Here is a 19,109-nt window from a genome sequence, read left to right on the forward strand (position 1 = left end):
ACGGATAAATCATAATGATCAAAGTAATAAAGGGCTTGGGTGTTGTTGTCGGACTAATTTGCAGCTTATTAGTATTTATTGTTGTCTGTTTAGTGGCCATTAACGCTACAGACAGAACAAAGTCACCTAACACGCTTTTAGTTGAAACTTGGTTAAAACAACAATCGATTGACCCTGCCCAAAATGGTTTTGTATATTTGCAAGCTTTTAGCGGCACTATTGAGGATGTAACGGCGAAAGAAATGGCCACGACATTAAGTTTCAATGATGAAGAAAATCAACTATTAAGCGATTACAAAAAATCGTGTTATCAAACAGATGTAGCAAGCTGTAATGAATTTATTGAAAAAAATAACGATAGTATTTTACAAACAATTAAGGCACATAAAGCCAATATCACTCATTATAACAAGCTGATTGAAATGCCTTATTGGCAAGAAGATATTCAGTATTTAACACCTGAGAGTCTATTTAAATGGTTACCACTACTTAACTTACGAGCAATCAGTGAACTTAGCGTTTTAATCAACTTTGACGGGGCCACTAAACTTAATGCCAATGAGGCCTTGTTAACATTTTTAACTGCAGATGCTCAATTCTGGAATATGGTTTATCACTCATCTCGCTCTATAGTCAACCATATGATTGCCGTTAGCGTCATCAAATCTCAACTTAACTTTGCCAGCACTGTAGCTAAGACACTCGATAGCGCGTTTGTAAATAAAGTCACCACTTGGCAAACGCCATTCGAATTAACTAACAACGATTTTGAGAGAGTATTTTCTGGTGAATGGCAGTTTGCTCATAATGTCAGAGAACAAATGCTAATTGAAGTGCAGTCTGATGAAGTCGCCTTTTATGAAAAATGGCTAGCAGATGCTTTGTACAAGCCCACAGACAGTGACAACCTTATGGCTGAGTATATTGTAAGCTTAGTAAAGGAACCGGTTTCAACGAGCTCTGCTCACACGGTCATAAAGCCTGATTACTGCTCTCTTGACAATTATATAAAGCAATTATGGATGTCACGCTACAACCCGATTGGTAAATTATTTAACTGCACAGTTTATGAAACAGATTATAAGCAACGATTAACTAATATCAATACTGAGTTAGAGCAATTGCGCGCTAATCTACTTACCGAAACATCATCTTAATAAATTCACTTCGACTGATTTTATTAAATGCCGTTAGCAAAAAAGAGCACAAATGGGCTCTTTTTTGTTTTATAAATCTTTATATAAAGTGCTTAACCTGAAATCGAGATAAAGATGAGAAGGTAATAAAAATGAACTTATTTTGCCACCTCGCGCGCTAAACTTATTATTTTAACAAGATTCAGCATCTTGCGACTGAATGCATCGATAACAAGCCTATCAACTCAGTGAGGAAAACAAAGGACTTTTTGATAGTCGTTTGTTATCCAAAATTCAGGTTACTTATAAATAATAAACCGCAAGTTGCACCCCGATTAACGAAAATACACCCGCTAATACGTCATCAATCATTATCCCAAAACCACCATGCACTTTGGCATCGAGCCACCGGATAGGCCATGGTTTAACAATGTCGAAAAAGCGAAATAGTACAAAACCAAGTGCTAACCACATAAAACCTAAAGGCGCTGCAATCATGGTAATCATCAATCCAACAACTTCATCCCATACAATAGCACCATGATCGTGCACCCCCATGTCCTTAGCAGCTTTTCCACAAATATAGAATCCAGCAAGCATGCTAATACAGGTAATGATGAGGTAATGGGTTAAGCTTAATTGTTGCATCAAAAGCACTAAAGGTATCGCAGCTAAAGTACCAAAGGTACCCGGCGCTTTTGCTGCTTTACCACTGCCAAAGCCTAGTGCCAAAAAGTGTATTGGATGTGCTAATGACAGCTTTTTAACAAATTTATCTTGGGTTAATAGTCTCATTAGAAATGTACAAAGCCACGTGAAATGAGGTTAAATTCCTGGCCATCATCGACTAATTTTAATTTATCACCGGCGCAGATTTGACCAATTTTAACGAATTTCACCCCAGCATGGATCAAAGCAGTATTGATTGCACCGCGCTGTGACTCAGGTACAGTAAATAACAGCTCATAATCTTCCCCGCCAGTTAATGCATAACTTAAAGCATCTTCACGGCTGAGGTTGGCTTTGATTGATTTTGATAACGGAATTTTATTTACATCGATTGTCGCTCCCACTTTAGATGCAGTTAACACATGACCAATATCGGATATTAAGCCATCAGATAAATCAATAGCACTTGTTGCAAGCGTTCGCAGTGCTTGACCAGCCAAGACTCGGGGTGTGGGGTAATAATGTCGATTAATCAGGTATTCTTTATCTTCAGTATTGACGCTTTGGGCACCTCTGAGAATATCAAGACCCAAGGCTGAGTCACCTAAAGTACCAGTGACGTATATCCAATCGCCATTTTTGGCACCAGCACGAGTCAAGGCAGTGCCTTTTATCACTTGGCCATTAATGGTGATACTGATGCTGCGCGGTCCCCGAGTCGTATCGCCGCCGATTAAGGCTATACCGTAGTATTCGGCAATCTCAAATAAGCCTTCACTAAAGCTGGCTAACCAGGGTTGATCAACGCTAGGTAGTGTGAGAGCTAAGGTAAACCAAGCAGGTTCCGCCCCCATAGCAGCAAGATCAGAAAGATTAACCGCTAACGATTTGTACCCTAAAGCATGGGCGGGGATGTCGGCTAAAAAATGAACCCCCTCAACGAGAGTATCACAAGAAATCGCAATGGATTTATTGTCTGCAGGATTCACTAACGCACAGTCATCGCCGATGCTTAATTCAACATCGCGCCTTTTTTGGCCTTTATTGCGGAAGTAATGTTCAATGAGTTGGAATTCTTTCACATTCAGTCTGGTACGGAAAACCGTCCACCTTAATTTTGAAACCATTAACAACAAATGAAAACGGTATCCGAAGATACCGTTCTGGTGTTACTTATGCTTCACTAACTTATCAAGCAAGCCGTTAACAAATTTGTGACTATCTTCAGCACCAAACGCTTTCGCTAACTCGATACCTTCGTTAATCGCCACTTTAAACGGCACATCTTTACGGAAGGTCAACTCGTAAGTTGCCAGACGCACAATGGCTTTTTCTACTGGTGACACTTCTTCAAAATTACGATCAAGATGCGGCTTTAATAGCTCATCAATTTGCGATGTTTTTGATGCTACACCAGTTAACAACTCACGAAAATAAGCGACATCAACACCGTCAGTGTTCTGTTCAGTTAAAAACTCATGTTCTACGTCAGCAACTTTGTTTTTACTTAACTGCCATGAATAAATGGCTTGAACGGCTAAACGGCGGGCCTTACGGCGCTCTGAAGGTTTCATACTTTTCCTACTATTACAGCTGTTGTTCTAGTTGTTGCAGTACATTAACCATTTCAAGCAAACTAAGGGCTGCTTCGCCACCTTTATTGCCTGCTTTAGTACCTGAGCGCTCAATAGCTTGCTCAATGGTATCTGTGGTTAATACACCAAATGAAACAGGAAGATCATACTCTAATGCAACTTGTGCAAGACCTTTATTACATTCACCAGCAACAAATTCAAAATGAGGTGTTCCGCCACGAATGACAGCACCTAATGCAATGATACCGTCAAACTTGCCACTTGCTGCAACACGCTTTGCGGCAAGGGGTAATTCAACTGCACCAGGGACGCGAACAACAGTAATGTTGTCGTCACTAACCTGGCCAAAACGCTTTAATGTGTCTATTGCACCATCAAGCAGACTTTCAACTAAAAAGCTATTGAATCGCGAGATCACGATCGCCACTTTGGCATTTTTCGCTTCGATATTACCTTGAACTACGTTCATTCTATCTTACCTAAATTAGCTAAAGCACCCGGCTCGGGGCAAAAAGAGGCGTTATAATATCACAGCCAAAAGCCCTGAGCGCTATGCAATTAATGAAATTGTTAAATTTACCACGAGCTAAAATTATTCAGCTATATAATCAGTCACTTCTAAACCGAAACCCGACAGTGAATGGTAACGTTTTGGTGAGCTTAATAAGCGCATAGTCGTAACACCTAAACTCGACAGAATTTGCGAGCCTACGCCAACACGACGAGATGTTCCTTGCCACATTGCTGGCGCTGGAGATTGACCATTGTCTTCAGCTTCGAACGCTTTGACTTTGGCCAATAAGTTACTTGTATGTTCATCATTACCCAGCAACACTAAAACACCACCTTCTAAAGCAATCCTTGCCATGGCTTTTTCTAATGGCCAACTGCGCTTTTGATCACGTTCAGAATGCAATAAATCATTGAAGGTGTTTTGTAAATGAACACGCACCAAACAATTTGATTTTACTTCATCTTTAATCAAGGCGTAATGTAATTGATTATCAATAGTGTCTCTAAAGGTCACCATAGTAAACTCACCAAAACGAGTAGGTAATTTACACTGAGCTTCGCGAACAACTGTGGTTTCGTTGGTATTACGGTACTCAATCAAGTCGGCAATAGTGCCTATTTTAATGCCATGTTTTTCACTGAATATTTCTAAATCCGGACAGCGAGCCATAGTGCCATCTTCGTTTAATATTTCAACTATCACGCCTGACGGTTCGCATCCTGCTAAGCGCGCTAAATCGCAACCGGCTTCGGTATGGCCAGCACGAGTTAATACCCCGCCTTCTTGCGCCATCAATGGAAAAATATGTCCAGGCTGAACCAAATCAGAGGCTTTAGCATCTTTAGCAACGGCAGCTTGAACTGTTACAGCACGATCATGGGCTGAAATACCTGTGGTCACCCCAGTTGCTGCTTCAATTGAAACCGTAAAATTAGTTGAAAACTGGGCGTTATTGTTGGTCACCATTAAAGGTAAGTTAAGCTGCTGACAACGCTCTTTGGTCATGGTTTGGCAAATTAATCCGCGGCCATAAGTGGCCATGAAGTTGATTGCAGCTGGCGTCACTTTATCAGCGGCCATAATCAAATCGCCTTCATTCTCTCTGTCTTCATCATCCATCAAGATAACCATCTTGCCTTGACGAATATCTTCAATGATTTCTTCTATGCTATGTAGCGCCATTGTCAGACCTTTATTGATTAAGTATTCGATTTAAACCTTAGGCATTAAATCTGTTTATACCGTGTGTTTTTATACTTCGGGTACTGGGTACGAATGATATTTTACGGCAACAACTAACGCAAAAAACCTGATTTAGCGAGTAATTCCATGGTCACGCCCGATGAAGGCTGTGCATGGTGAGCTTCTGGTTGCATTAATCGTTCTAAATAACGGGCAATTAAATCCACTTCAATGTTAACGCTATCACCGACTTTCAAATGCACCAGCGTAGTTTCGCCCGCAGTATGAGGCACTATGGTTAATCTGAAGCGATGACCATCAACTTCATTGACGGTTAAACTAACACCGTCAATGGTAATCGAACCTTTGTGAGCGATGTAACGACTTAATTGCGCTGGTGTTGATAGCCAAAACTCAAGCGCTTTACCTCGATAAGCACATTGCTCTACTTTTGCGATGCCATCCACGTGGCCGCTGACCATGTGCCCACCCAACCTTGTGGTTGGCGTAACCGCTTTTTCAAGATTAACCTTTTGGCCGACTTGATAATGACTAAAACCGGTTAACGCGACAGTTTCAGCTGATATATCAGCAACATAACCATCACCTAAACGTTCAACAACCGTTAAACACACACCATTAGTCGCAATGCTGTCACCTAGCTTTACATCGGTTAAATCTAGCTTACCGCTAGCAACCGTTAAGCGAATATCGTCACCTTTTCGATCAATTTTACGTAATGTGCCAAGGGCTTCGATTATCCCAGTAAACATAATGACTCACTTTTTGCTTATAAACTTTGCTCTTGCTCGGGTTTTCGCCTAAGCACTCGCACATTAATACGATTGATTATATCTAAGGATATATCGCTTATCTTGTCCAATGCTACGCTCATCGATTAATTGCAACGACGGTGTTTGATCCATCGCACTGTAATCGGGTAGCTGCAACATATTACGTCCATGGCTGCCTAAAAGTTTAGCAGCCTGATAAAGCACTACTTCATCAGCGAGACCTTGAGCAACAAATGCGCCGGCTAACGTTGCCCCAGCTTCAACTAATACGCTATTGCTATGCTGACCTAAATACGTTAGCAAAGCTAACAAAGGGATTCTACCTGACGAGTCACACTCTAATTGCAGAAAATCAACGTGCTGTGGAAAGTCAATTTTGACCTTGTCAGAATATGCACAGCCTGAAACCAGTAAAATAGGACTTTTAATCGAAAATAACTGCTGGGCTGACGTTAATCTAGCTTGGCTATCAAGCACCACCCTTAAAGGCTGGAATATGTCTTCTTGCGTATGATAAGTGGTTAATTCACCGAGCGCTTCATAACGGACATTTAAGCTAGGGTCATCAACAAGAATAGTTTCAACCCCAGTGATTAATGCGCAATGCCTAGCTCGGTACTTTTGCACATCTGCCCTGGCAGCGTCACCGGTAATCCACTTTGACACTCCATTCGACAGGGCTGTTTTACCGTCTAAACTGGCGGCTATTTTCACTGTCACCCAAGGCAAGCCAGTTTTCATCCGCTTCATGAAGCCCAAATTTAGCGCATAAGCTTGCTCTGTCAGTAATCCGATATCAACTTGAATACCTGCATCACGTAACATGCTGATACCGCGGCCAGCAACCTGTGGATTGGCATCGGTAACAGCAATAACAACTCGAGCGACCTTGGCATTAATTAAGCCTAAAGCACAAGGTGGTGTGCGGCCGTAATGGCTACACGGCTCAAGAGTGACATACGCGGTAGCATCTTGTGCCGAAAAGCCATTATCGCGAACCATTTTAAGCGCATTGACTTCGGCGTGGCCTTGGCCTGCACGCTGGTGATAACCTTCACCGATAATCTGACCATTGGCGACAATGACGCAACCGACACAAGGATTTGGCCGAGTGGTATAACGACCTTTCTCGGCGAGTGCTATCGCACGGCTCATCATTTGAATGTCGAAGGTAGAAAAGTTAGCCATATTAGGTAATCTCTTATTGCTCAGATGCCGTCATAAAAAGATGATATTTTTCGCCATTACTTTTGTAATTTGGCAATGGCCTCACCAAATTGTGATACATCTTCAAATGCTCGATAAACTGATGCAAAGCGGATATAAGCCACTTTATCAAGGTTCATCAACTGTTCCATCATAAGATTACCAATCATTTCAGAATTAACTTCGCGTTCGCCCGTTGCGCGCAGCGTTGATTTGATTTTAGTCAATGCTTGTTCAATTTCATCGATTGATACAGGACGTTTTTCAACGGCACGCAGCATGCCGCCACGGAGCTTTTCTTCATCAAAGGGTTGCCGAGTACCGTCACGTTTAATCACTCTGGGCATCACTAATTCTGCACCCTCAAAGGTAGTGAAACGCTCATGGCATTCGGTACATTCCCGGCGGCGACGAACTTGGTGACCATCAGCCACTAATCGAGAATCTATAACTTTGGTATCGGTCGCGCTACAAAAAGGGCAATGCATTGAGCCTCCTGCAGAAAAAAACAAAATGGCCGCTAACAATTAGCGGCCATTAAAGTTTATCCTATTTGTTGAGCAAGGTTAACCTAAACCTTTTCAACAGACATCAAGAGACGATTAACCGTATACAGGGAATCGAGCACATAATGCCAACACTTGACCTTTCACTCGTTCAGCCACTTCGGCATTAGATGCATCGTCAAGAATGTCACAAATCCAGCCGGTTAACTCTTTCGCTTCTGCTTCTTTAAAGCCACGACGAGTAATTGCTGGTGTTCCAATACGAACACCAGAGGTGACGAACGGTGAACGTGGATCATCAGGTACTGAGTTTTTGTTCACGGTAATGTTGGCATTGCCCAATGCAGCATCTGCTTCTTTACCCGTTAAATCACGGCCAATTAAATCAACCAACATTAAATGGTTTTCTGTACCGCCAGAAACAATTTTGTAACCACGATCTAAAAACACACTTACCATAGCTTTGGCATTTTTAACAACTTGCTGTTGATATACTTTAAACTCTGGCTCTAATGCTTCTTTAAATGCAACCGCTTTACCGGCGATAACATGCATTAAAGGGCCACCTTGGCCACCAGGGAATACCGCTGAGTTCAACTTTTTATATAAGTCTTCATCATTAGCAGCAGAAATAATAATACCGCCACGTGGACCAGCCAATGTTTTATGGGTTGTTGAGGTCACAACGTGTGCATGAGGCACGGGCGTTGGATAAACATCTGCAGCCACTAAGCCAGCAACGTGAGCCATATCAACAAGCAAATAAGCACCAACTTTATCAGCAATTTCACGCATTTTAGCCCAATCGACTATGCCTGAAAATGCCGAAAAACCGCCGATCATCATCTTAGGCTTGTGCTCAATAGCTAAGCGTTCCATTTCGTCATAGTCAATTTTACCTGATTCGTCGATGCCGTAAGGAATGATGTTGTAAAGCTTGCCGGAAAAGTTAACTGGTGAACCGTGAGTTAAGTGACCGCCGTGGGCTAAGTTCATACCTAATACAGTGTCACCTGGCTTTAATAGCGCCATAAATACCGCACTGTTAGCTTGTGAACCAGAATGAGGCTGCACGTTGGCATATGTGGCACCAAATAATTCTTTTGCGCGTTCAATCGCTAATGTTTCAACCACATCAACGTATTCGCACCCACCATAGTAACGCTTACCTGGATAACCTTCAGCATACTTGTTAGTTAACTGAGAACCTTGCGCTTCCATCACACGTGGACTGGTATAGTTTTCAGATGCAATCAATTCAATGTGTTCTTCTTGACGACAAGTTTCATCTTCAATGGCTTTAAATAATTCTGGATCATAATCCGCAATATTCATCGCTTTCTTCAACATGGTAGCTCCAACATCATTATCTATATAGTAGGGTTGCGGCGTATTCTACTCTGCAACGATAATGATTTACAGTATAAACAACATGAAATTCACTGTGTTCTGAATACAAAACGATTCATGTTTATGCCAATAGACTGGCAAATTTTAGATCTTATGTGGCCGAAAAAACACTCAGGAGTAAATCACACAATTGCCTGTTGAGTTCAGCCTATAATACAGTAGAATTATCATCATCTTTATTGACAATTAGACAGTATTATTATGGCTCAGTTTGTATACAGCATGCTTCGTGTGGGTAAAATTGTCCCGCCTAAAAAGCAGATTTTAAAAGATATTTCATTAAGCTTCTTTCCTGGCGCCAAAATTGGTGTGCTCGGCTTAAACGGTTCAGGTAAATCGACATTACTGCGTATTATGGCCGGCATAGACACTGAAATCGAAGGTGAAGCGCGCCCAATGCCTGGACTGAAAATTGGTTATTTACCCCAGGAACCTCGCTTAAATGAGCAACAAACGGTTCGCGAAGCCGTTGAAGAAGCCTTAAGTGAAGCTAAAAATGCCCTAACCCGTTTAGATGAGGTTTATGCGGCTTATGCTGAGCCCGATGCTGATTTTGATGCCCTCGCTAAAGAGCAAGGTCAACTAGAAGCTATTATCCAATCTCAAGATGCCCACAATATTGATCATATTCTGGAACGTGCAGCAAATGCGTTACGCCTCCCCGATTGGGATGAAAAAATAGCTGTACTTTCTGGTGGTGAACGCCGACGTGTCGCAATTTGTCGCTTGTTACTTGAAAAGCCTGAAATGCTATTACTTGACGAACCGACCAACCACTTAGATGCTGAGTCAGTGGCTTGGCTAGAGCATTTTTTACAAGAATATACTGGCACAGTCGTGGCGATTACCCATGACCGCTATTTCTTAGATAATGCTGCAGGCTGGATTTTAGAGCTCGATCGCGGTGAAGGTATTCCATGGCAGGGCAACTACTCATCTTGGCTTGAGCAAAAAGACGCCCGTTTACAGCAAGAGTCTTCTACCGAAAGCGCTCGTCAAAAAACCATAGCTAAAGAACTAGAATGGGTAAGACAAGGTGCCAAAGGTCGTCAGTCTAAGGGCAAAGCCCGTATGGCTCGTTTTGAAGAACTCAACACTAACGATTATCAAAAACGTAACGAAACTAATGAGTTGTTCATTCCGCCAGGGCCACGCCTTGGTGATAAAGTGATCGAAGTAACTAATTTAACCAAGTCATATGGTGACCGCGTACTGATTGACGACCTAACCTTCACTGTCCCCAAAGGGGCAATTGTCGGTATTATTGGTGCTAACGGTGCCGGTAAATCAACCTTGTTCAAAATGATCTCAGGTGATGAACAACCGGACAGTGGCGATATATCTGTCGGTGAGTCGGTTCAAATCGCCTCAGTAGATCAGTTCCGCGATTCAATGAATGATAAAAATACTGTCTGGCAAGAGATATCTGGCGGTCACGATATTATGCGTATCAACAACACCGAGATATCGAGCCGTGCTTATGTTGGCCGCTTTAACTTCCGTGGTGGCGACCAGCAAAAAATCATCGGCACCTTATCGGGTGGTGAGCGCAACCGAGTACATTTAGCCAAATTATTGCAAGCTGGTGGCAACGTATTGCTACTCGATGAACCCACCAACGATTTAGACATCGAAACATTGCGAGCTCTCGAAGAAGCCTTATTAGAGTTTCCTGGGTGTGCAATGGTTATTTCTCATGACCGTTGGTTCCTCGACCGCATTGCAACTCATATTCTGGATTATCGAGACGAAGGCAAAGTGAACTTCTATGAAGGTAACTATACTGAGTATTCAACTTGGTTAAAGAATACCTTAGGAACCGATGTCGTTGAACCTCATCGATTAAAATACAAGCGTTTAAACAAGTAACCTAAACACTTGCACACAAATGGTTAACAATTGTTAAGCTTGAGTGATAGTGTTGAAATAGAAGTATCGAATAAAGCAGAGCCCTAAGCTCTGCTTTATTATATTAGCTCGTATGTGAAAGGTTATTATTGAGAATGCTCTGTAGAAATATCAACATGTGTCAAAAAACTGTCAATTTATTGTAAGTAATGCACTAAATCTGTTTGTAAAGCCAAAATAACTTCAGTATCATAAAATATTAATGGATTATTTTACTCTTTGCTGATTACACTCAGCGCATTACAGAGTGTCGATGGTTCTAGCTTGAAGAGAAATTTAATGGAGATATCAGTGAGATACGGTTCAATCAGCCTTGCTTTATTGTGCTTATACGCTAGCAACTCATTTGCGGCACTCGAAGTCATTACCTCGTCAGAAAAGCAGACCCTCAATAAGATTGAAGATCAATATGATATTGATACTCTGCTGATCACAGTTAACGACAAGTTCTCACAGCTTAATAAAAAAGCCTACGACATAGAAAATATAAAAAAAACGATTGTTGCAGAACAAAATCGATACAACGAATTAATTACAGAATTACCTAAGGTCATTCGAGCCAAAACAGCGCTTGCAGATACCTATAAAAAAATTGAAGACTCTGTCAATCTAGTCGATGAACTGACCCTTAAAGCAGAGCAAGACAGTAAACTTCTGGAAACTGAAAAAGTCGAAATACTGTCTGAATATGAAGTAATAAATAATAAACGCACAACTAAAAGTCAGCAATTATTTAAACTTAAAACCGATATCACGAATCGTTTAATCGCAGACTTGTCAAAATCAACGAGTACTTTGCCAGTCAATATCAATGGCTCTACTGAATGTTCAAAATACCAAACTATCGCAGATTGTTTGAAAGAGTCTAAAAGCAGCATTTTATCTAATACTCGCAATGAATCACCATTTTTAAACGATAAAAGTGTTTTATTGTCATATGAAGTGCTTGATGCCAACATGAATATGAAAGGCGATCTTCACTATAAAGTCGCGATGAAATTTAAACCTTCATATAACAACAAAATCGACACTATACTGAATGAAAAACTAGGTTTAGTATCGGCGATGGTGACGTTAATCAGTAATGTTCCAGCTGATTGGTATGTAAATGGCACCAAGGTGGGTACAGGTAAAAAACTGTTTCACGAGATCCCTTTAGGTAAACATGGCATTTTAGCTTCATACCAAAATCAAGATAAATCAAGTGTCGAAAACATTGAAGGTAATGGAGTATTTAACTACAAATTCAATGAGGTTGCTTCTACTCAAAAAGTCAGTAACAAACCTAAAATGGACACGGCTGAGGTGAAAAACGTTATCCTTAAGCAGGCGCCTAAACAAGTCCAGCCTTCAGTACAACAACCCAAAGCTAAGTACACTCTATTCTCTGACCAAACCAGTATTAAGCTAAGTGACGATGATGCCAAAAAGAACTCATCAGATAACAGCTACGAATATTTTATGGGTGTTGCCCCAGCAAATAAAAAACAAAACATAGAGTTTACAAATGAACCCGTTAATAAGTAATGGTTATATTGCAGGCATAATGAAGATCTTGCTCTAGCGATGAAACCAACACTTAAATAAAAGCCATATCAACTGATATGGCTTTTTTGTGACGATTAATTGTTGCCCCCCTTGCTTCATATGCGCCTTGTTACAAAGAAAATCGAAAGATTTACATTACTTTACGCTCAATTAAGCAAAAATAATTACAATACCCAAACATCAATCACCGGCTAGCCATTAGCCAATGTCGTCGCGCAACGACACCTTCCATTATTGTTTATAGAGATGTGTACTCAGATGATCAAAAAACTTAGCCAATATCTTTTTTCAACTACCATATTGATTATGGGATATGTTGGATTTGTTCACACAGTTGACGCCGCGCCCAAGGCTATGCACGCAGAAAAAGTTGTGCCTGTTATCACAGCCATCGTTGAACAACATGAGCTTTCACAATCAATTACCTTAATAGGAAAGCTTGTCGCGACTCACTCAGTAATGATAGCCCCGCAAGTTGCAGGCAAAATAGATAATATAGAAGTCACATCCAATCAATACGTCAAGCAAGGGCAAGCATTACTGACGCTTGATAACCGTAAAGCTAAAGCCAGCGTGACCGAAGCCCAAGCTTATTATCAAGATGAAGTTCGCAAGCTTAACGAATTTAACAAGTTAATCCATGTTAACGCCATTACCCAAACTGAAATAGAAGCGCAAAAATCGACTGTTGATATCGCTTTTGCCCGACTAGAATCAGCCAAAACTGACCTTGACTACCATACATTAACCGCGCCCTTTTCGGGTAATACCGGCCTAGTCAATTTCAGTCGCGGAAAAATGGTTACCATTAATGAGTCTCTATTATCACTTGATGACTTGTCTGTGCTTCAGTTGGACTTACAAGTGCCAGAGCATTATTTATCACAACTCAGCACGGGAATGTCAGTCAAGGCGACCAGTAGAGCTTGGAATAAAACCACCTTCACAGGCAAAATTATCGCCATTGACCCTCGTGTGAATTCAGCCACACTCAACCTCAACATTCGCAGTCAGTTTGATAACCAAAAGGGTCAATTAAAGCCCGGTATGATGATGTCAGCTACGCTAGTATTTCCAAGTGTGTCATCACCAATAGTGCCAGTACAAGCTCTTGAATATTCAGGTACAAAACGGTATGTCTACGTGATCGATAAGCATAATATCGCTACTCGTACCCAAGTGATGTTAGGCGCAAGAATTAAAGACCAAGTCTTACTGGAATCTGGTATCAACATTGGTGATCACATCGTAGTTCAAGGCTTGGTCAACATGCGTGATGGTGTCAAAGTGAAAGAGTTAGCGACTCAATCGGAAACGTCTCCTGTGCAACAGGAGCATAAATAATGTGGCTAAGTGATACGGCGGTTAAGCGCCCTGTTGTTGCGATTGTATTAAGTCTGTTGCTGTGCGTATTTGGTTTAGTATCTTTCTCCAAACTGTCAGTGAGAGAAATGCCCGACGTGCAAAATCCTGTCGTAACAGTGATGACCACTTATAGCGGTGCATCGGCGACGATAATGGAAAGTAAAATCACTAAAAATCTCGAAGATGAATTAACAGGTATTAGTGGTATTGATGAAATCACCTCAACGACTCGAAATGGCATGTCACGTATTTCAATCAAATTTGAGCTGGGTTGGGACTTAACTGAAGGCGTAAGTGACGTCCGTGACGCCGTAGCAAAAGCTCAACGTCGCTTACCTGATGAAGCAAACGATCCTATTGTATCGAAAGATAATGGCACGGGTGAGCCATCAATTTACGTCAACTTAAGCTCTGAAAATATGGACCGAACTCAGCTGACCGATTACGCCCAGCGAGTATTAGAAGACCGATTTAGCTTAATTACTGGTGTGAGTTCGGTTAATATTTCTGGTGGCTTATACAAAGTCATGTATGTGCAGCTAAAACCGCAATTAATGGCCGGTAGAAATGTTACCACCAACGACATTATCAGTGCATTAAATACTGAAAACCTTGAAACACCCGGTGGTGAAGTTCGCAATGACACGACCGTCATGTCAGTCAGAACGAAACGACTCTATTACAGCCCAGAAGACTTTAATTATCTAGTGGTTCACACCGCAGATGATGGCACACCGATTTACCTTAAAGATGTCGCAAGCGTGTTTGTCGGTGCAGAGAATGAAAACTCGACCTTTAAAAGTAACGGCATTGTTAACTTAAGTCTCGGCATAGTGCCACAATCAGATGCCAATCCATTAGACATCTCGACGCGAGTACAACAAGAAGTCGATAAAGTGCAGAGTTTCCTGCCAGAAGGCACAAAACTGATTGTTGATTATGATGCTAACGTGTTTATTGCACGCTCAATTAATGAGGTATACAACACCCTGTTTATTACTGGGGTACTGGTTATCCTGGTGTTGTACATTTTTATCGGACAAGTGCGCGCAACGCTTATTCCTGCGGTGACGGTTCCGGTATCATTAATTGCTGCATTTATAGCAGCATACAGCTTAGGTTATTCAATTAACTTATTAACCCTAATGGCACTGATTTTAGCTATTGGACTGGTGGTTGATGACGCTATCGTAGTCGTTGAGAATATCTTCCACCATATTGAGCAAGGTGAAGAACCGATCCTCGCTGCTTATAAGGGAACGCGCGAGGTTGGCTTTGCGGTTATTTCCACCACACTAGTTTTGGTAATGGTGTTTTTACCTATTTCATTTATGGATGGCATGGTTGGATTACTGTTTACCGAGTTTTCGGTGATGCTGGCGATGTCGGTGCTGTTTTCATCACTTATCGCCCTAACGCTAACGCCAGTAATGAGCAGTAAACTCTTAAAAGCCAATGTGAAGAAAAATCGTTTTAATATTGCTATCGATAATGGGTTTGCCCGTATGGAGCGAGGTTATCGTAGACTGGTTAAATGGGCATTACGCTGGCGTATAGCAGCACCGCTGATTATCATCGCCTGCATTGGTGGTAGCTACATGCTGATGCAACAAGTCCCTTCACAGCTGTCACCACAAGAAGATCGCGGCGTGTTATTTGCGTTTATTAAAGGCGCCGAAGGCACCAGTTATAATCGTATGATCGCCAACATGGATATTGTTGAAAGTAGATTGATGCCACTGTTAGGTCAAGGTGTAGTGAAATCATTCAGTGTTGAAGCGCCGGCATTTGGTGGTCGAGCCGGAGACCAAACAGGATTTGCCATCATCCAGCTGGAAGATTGGCAAGATCGTGACACTAATATTAAACAAGCACTGGCATTAATCGCTCAAACCTTAAAAGATATTCCCGATGTGATGGTACGCCCTATGCTGCCAGGATTTAGAGGTCAATCCAGTGAACCGGTGCAGTTTGTGCTCGGAGGCTCTGACTATTCGGAGTTATTCAAATGGGCTCAAGTGCTGCAACAAGAGGCTGATGCAAGTCCTATGCTTTCAGGGGCTGATTTAGATTATGCGGAAACAACCCCAGAACTGGTTGTTACTGTTGATAAACAGCGAGCTGCTGAACTCGGTATCAGTGTGGAAGAAATCTCCACCACATTAGAAATTATGTTAGGTGGACGCAAAGAGACAACGTTTGTCGAACGCGGTGAAGAGTATGATGTCTACCTTCGTGGTGATGAAAACAGCTTTAATAGTATCACTGATCTTAGCAAGATTTACTTCCGCTCAAGCAGAGGCCAACTCATTACCCTTGATACTGTCACTCATGTTGAAGAAGTCGCCTCGCCACAAAGATTAAGTCATACCAATAAACAAAAATCGATCACCATCAAAGCCAATTTAGGTGAAGGTTATACCCTTGGGGAAGCGCTAGACTTTTTAGAGCAACGCGCAATAACATTGCTACCCAGCGATATCTCTATTGCTTACACAGGTGAGTCAAAAGATTTTAAAGAAAATCAATCCGGGGTAATGATAGTGTTTGGTTTAGCATTGCTGATTGCTTATCTAGTATTGGCAGCTCAATTTGAAAGTTTCATCAACCCAGCGGTGGTAATGTTTACCGTTCCTATGGGCATTTTTGGTGGTTTTATAGGTTTAGTGCTTACCCATCAAGGGATGAATATTTACAGCCAAATAGGCATGATAATGTTAATTGGTATGGTCACTAAAAACGGGATTTTAATTGTCGAGTTTGCCAATCAATTACGCGATCGAGGCTTATCGCTGGACAATGCCATTATTGATGCATCAGCACGTCGTTTACGGCCGATATTAATGACGGCATTCACCACATTAATTGGTGCAATACCGTTGATCGTCTCTACCGGCGCAGGGAGTGAAAGCCGTATTGCTGTTGGAACTGTGATATTCTTTGGCATGGCATTTGCGACCATGGTAACTTTATTAGTGATCCCCGCAATGTACCGACTTATTTCTTCGTCAACCCACTCTCCTGGGTTTGTAGAAGAACAACTTAATAATGCTATTGCCGCTCAACAAGCGCAAAAGCCTTAATTTTTCAGGTGTAATAATGACAACGCTTGCCGTATTTGTAGATGTGCAAAATATTTATTACACCTGTAAGCAAGGTTTTGGTCGTTCGTTTAATTACCGAGCCTTGTATAAGCAGTTATCGGCACGAGGGAACATTTCTCATGCTATCGCTTATGCTATTGCGCCAGCTGATGATGGACAGGTAAAGTTTCAAGACGCGCTAAAACACATTGGCTTTAACGTAAAAACTAAGCCCTATATTCAGCGTAGTGATGGTTCGGCTAAAGGAGATTGGGATGTGGGGATCACCATCGATATGCTCGAGATAGCGCCCACGGTAGATGAAGTTATTTTACTCTCTGGTGATGGTGATTTTGATTTATTACTCAAAAAGATAAACCAAACAACCACATGCTATACCCACGTATTAAGTGTTGAGCGCCTCACAGCAAAATCTTTAACCGATCAATGCCAACAATTTACCGCTATCGAAGCACCATTATTGATCTAGATAATATAAAACGTAAGCTTGTGCCAATCAGCGATACCAAGTGACCCTTGCGTGCTAAAAACCTCATTAGCCACAACTTAGCGCCACATTACTGTAGTCCATTACAGCAACACTGCATAAGTTCTAACACAATAGAATAGCCGTATAAATTAACAAACCGATGCAGTTTAACTTCAATGATATTGGTCAGTATCAAATGGATTTAAGCCAGGTTAATTTATCAAATATAAGAATACAGTAACGGGTGCCGATTACGCTTATCGGTAATCGAAAAAATTTATATAACAAGCGCTTAATCACTAAAAGTTCACAGAATGGACTGATGATGAAAAACATGAAATATCACTTTATTGCTAGAAGTGCTATTATTGCCTTGCCATTACAGGACTGTTCGATAAAGGATTATATGTCGTCAACATATCAAAAAAATGTACTTTTTGATTGCATTTTACTGCCAAAATATTCTGGCTTATCAATACATTACTTATTTTTAATATTAATGACTATTGTCAGTTTCCTTTCTATACACAATACCGTGGCACAACCATTATCAATTACGCTAGCCGCTGAAGATAGCTGGCCACCCTTTGCTGATGAATTTGGTCGAGGTATTTCCCACAACATTATCCGTCATGCTTTTGAGCAAGTTGATGTTAACATCTCAACTATTGTAGTCCCTTATGCTCGCGGATTAATTATGACTGAACGAGGCTCGGTTGATGGCGTATTTAATGTTACCAGAGAGCAAAGTACAATTGACCGATTTGTTTTCGGTAATGAACCTCTTTTTACCATAACGGCTTCTTTTTTCTTTGCCAAAGATTATCCTACGGTTGCAAAAAATAAATGGCAACTGCCAACCCAAAGCACCATAGGTATTATCAATGGCTATGAGTATGGAGATGAATTCACAACACTGGTAGAAAAACGAAAGCTCCAAGTTATCACTGTAGATAGCCAACGCCAATTAACTAATTTGTTACTAGTGGGCAGAATTGACTCTGCTATCATGTATGATCTTGTTGCTGACGTTTACATCAAGCGGATGGGAGTTAACAATGATATACAAGCTAAATTTAACAATCATACCAGTAAAATATTTGTCGCTTTTTCTAAACTTAATCCGCAATCAAAACACCTTAGTGAGTTACTCGACAAAGGACTAATAGCACTAAAAAAACAGGGTAAATACCAGCAATTACTTCTGCCCCTAAATGATTAATAGCAACACAGTAAATAACATAAGGTCATAGTGTAATGAGTCGTGTCCCTGCGCAACAACAATACAGCCCAGTGCACTCTTTTTCAGTACAAATTTATTATGAAGATACTGACTTTTCAGGAGTGGTGTATCATCCAAATTTTTTGAAGTATTTCGAACGTGCTCGTGAACATGTTATTGGTGCAGAGATCCTCAGCCAACTTTGGCAACAAAAACAATTGGGTTTTGCTGTTTATCGCAGTGATATGTTATGTCACGATGGCGTTGAATTTGCTGATATTATTGATGTACGCACTCAATTTTATTTTGAAAGTAAGTACCGTACAGTGTGGAAACAGGAAATATGGCGACCTAATGCGAAAAAACCAGCAGTGACGGCAACGATAGAAATGGTCTGTATGAACCAGAAACGTCAACTTGCGCCCATGCCGACAGAATTAATGACCCATCTATCCAAGGGGATTTAAGACATTAGCGCTAT

17 protein-coding genes are annotated in these 19,109 nt (G+C 41.3%); 8 read left to right on the forward strand and 9 right to left on the reverse strand.

The window, feature by feature from the left end; genetic code table 11:
* The first annotated feature begins 14 nt into the window (after nt 1–14).
* Entirely contained in the window at nt 15–1,157 is a 1,143-nt protein-coding gene (locus H5114_RS01715) for a hypothetical protein (protein ID WP_182722033.1), read from the forward strand.
* Nucleotides 1,158–1,439: 282 nt separating this feature from the next.
* Here the strand turns inward: H5114_RS01715 and H5114_RS01720 are convergent, their stop codons facing one another.
* The 9 genes from H5114_RS01720 to glyA all read right to left on the reverse strand — a co-directional run bounded on the left by H5114_RS01720 (nt 1,440) and on the right by glyA (nt 8,952).
* Nucleotides 1,440–1,931, reverse strand: coding sequence for a phosphatidylglycerophosphatase A (locus H5114_RS01720; protein ID WP_182722034.1), 492 nt, complete (start codon nt 1,929–1,931; stop codon nt 1,440–1,442).
* Nucleotides 1,931–2,887: a thiamine-phosphate kinase gene (thiL, locus tag H5114_RS01725; protein WP_165870152.1), complete on the reverse strand. Its 957-nt coding sequence runs from the start codon at nt 2,885–2,887 to the stop codon at nt 1,931–1,933. Before thiL ends, H5114_RS01720 begins: the two co-directional genes overlap by 1 nt.
* An 87-nt stretch (nt 2,888–2,974) precedes the next feature.
* Nucleotides 2,975–3,379, reverse strand: coding sequence for a transcription antitermination factor NusB (gene nusB, locus H5114_RS01730; protein WP_101085664.1), 405 nt, complete (start codon nt 3,377–3,379; stop codon nt 2,975–2,977).
* 13 nt (nt 3,380–3,392) lie between these two features.
* The gene (gene ribE / locus H5114_RS01735; RefSeq protein WP_011636512.1) at nt 3,393–3,869 is read right to left on the reverse strand and encodes a 6,7-dimethyl-8-ribityllumazine synthase; all 477 of its coding nucleotides are present in this window, start codon (nt 3,867–3,869) and stop codon (nt 3,393–3,395) included.
* Between the two features lie 123 nt (nt 3,870–3,992).
* Nucleotides 3,993–5,096 (reverse strand): bifunctional 3,4-dihydroxy-2-butanone-4-phosphate synthase/GTP cyclohydrolase II, encoded by a 1,104-nt coding sequence (ribBA, locus tag H5114_RS01740; protein WP_182697890.1) that lies wholly within the window; start codon nt 5,094–5,096, stop codon nt 3,993–3,995.
* 113 nt (nt 5,097–5,209) lie between these two features.
* Nucleotides 5,210–5,869, reverse strand: a complete 660-nt coding sequence (locus tag H5114_RS01745) for a riboflavin synthase (protein WP_182697889.1) — start codon at nt 5,867–5,869, stop codon at nt 5,210–5,212.
* Nucleotides 5,870–5,932: 63 nt separating this feature from the next.
* Nucleotides 5,933–7,078: a bifunctional diaminohydroxyphosphoribosylaminopyrimidine deaminase/5-amino-6-(5-phosphoribosylamino)uracil reductase RibD gene (gene ribD, locus H5114_RS01750; protein ID WP_182722036.1), complete on the reverse strand. Its 1,146-nt coding sequence runs from the start codon at nt 7,076–7,078 to the stop codon at nt 5,933–5,935.
* Between the two features lie 56 nt (nt 7,079–7,134).
* Nucleotides 7,135–7,584, reverse strand: a complete 450-nt coding sequence (gene nrdR / locus H5114_RS01755; RefSeq protein WP_124017598.1) for a transcriptional regulator NrdR — start codon at nt 7,582–7,584, stop codon at nt 7,135–7,137.
* 114 nt (nt 7,585–7,698) lie between these two features.
* On the reverse strand, nt 7,699–8,952 hold the full coding sequence (glyA, locus tag H5114_RS01760; protein WP_182697887.1) for a serine hydroxymethyltransferase: 1,254 nt from the start codon (nt 8,950–8,952) through the stop codon (nt 7,699–7,701).
* Between the two features lie 261 nt (nt 8,953–9,213).
* On the opposite strand from glyA, the gene ettA reads away from it, so the two are divergent.
* The 7 genes from ettA to H5114_RS01795 all read left to right on the forward strand — a co-directional run bounded on the left by ettA (nt 9,214) and on the right by H5114_RS01795 (nt 19,095).
* Nucleotides 9,214–10,881 (forward strand): energy-dependent translational throttle protein EttA, encoded by a 1,668-nt coding sequence (ettA, locus tag H5114_RS01765; protein ID WP_124017600.1) that lies wholly within the window; start codon nt 9,214–9,216, stop codon nt 10,879–10,881.
* Between the two features lie 330 nt (nt 10,882–11,211).
* Nucleotides 11,212–12,447 carry a hypothetical protein gene (locus H5114_RS01770; RefSeq protein ID WP_182697886.1) on the forward strand — a complete coding sequence of 412 codons (1,236 nt, stop codon included), beginning with the start codon at nt 11,212–11,214 and terminating at the stop codon, nt 12,445–12,447.
* A 279-nt stretch (nt 12,448–12,726) separates the two neighbouring features.
* Complete coding sequence (locus tag H5114_RS01775) at nt 12,727–13,812, forward strand: efflux RND transporter periplasmic adaptor subunit (RefSeq protein ID WP_404948333.1); 1,086 nt, start codon at nt 12,727–12,729, stop codon at nt 13,810–13,812.
* On the forward strand, nt 13,812–16,916 hold the full coding sequence (locus H5114_RS01780) for a multidrug efflux RND transporter permease subunit (protein ID WP_182697884.1): 3,105 nt from the start codon (nt 13,812–13,814) through the stop codon (nt 16,914–16,916). Before H5114_RS01775 ends, H5114_RS01780 begins: the two co-directional genes overlap by 1 nt.
* A 16-nt stretch (nt 16,917–16,932) precedes the next feature.
* A complete protein-coding gene (locus tag H5114_RS01785; RefSeq protein ID WP_124017604.1) occupies nt 16,933–17,406 on the forward strand; it encodes an NYN domain-containing protein in 474 nt (157 codons plus the stop codon).
* A 325-nt stretch (nt 17,407–17,731) separates the two neighbouring features.
* Nucleotides 17,732–18,628 carry an ABC transporter substrate-binding protein gene (locus H5114_RS01790; RefSeq protein WP_259395205.1) on the forward strand — a complete coding sequence of 299 codons (897 nt, stop codon included), beginning with the start codon at nt 17,732–17,734 and terminating at the stop codon, nt 18,626–18,628.
* A 35-nt stretch (nt 18,629–18,663) separates the two neighbouring features.
* Nucleotides 18,664–19,095, forward strand: a complete 432-nt coding sequence (locus H5114_RS01795; protein WP_182722038.1) for a thioesterase family protein — start codon at nt 18,664–18,666, stop codon at nt 19,093–19,095.
* Nucleotides 19,096–19,109 lie beyond the last annotated feature (14 nt).

This window comes from Shewanella sp. SR43-8 (assembly GCF_014163775.1).
GTDB classification, from domain to species: Bacteria; Pseudomonadota; Gammaproteobacteria; order Enterobacterales; family Shewanellaceae; genus Shewanella; species Shewanella vesiculosa.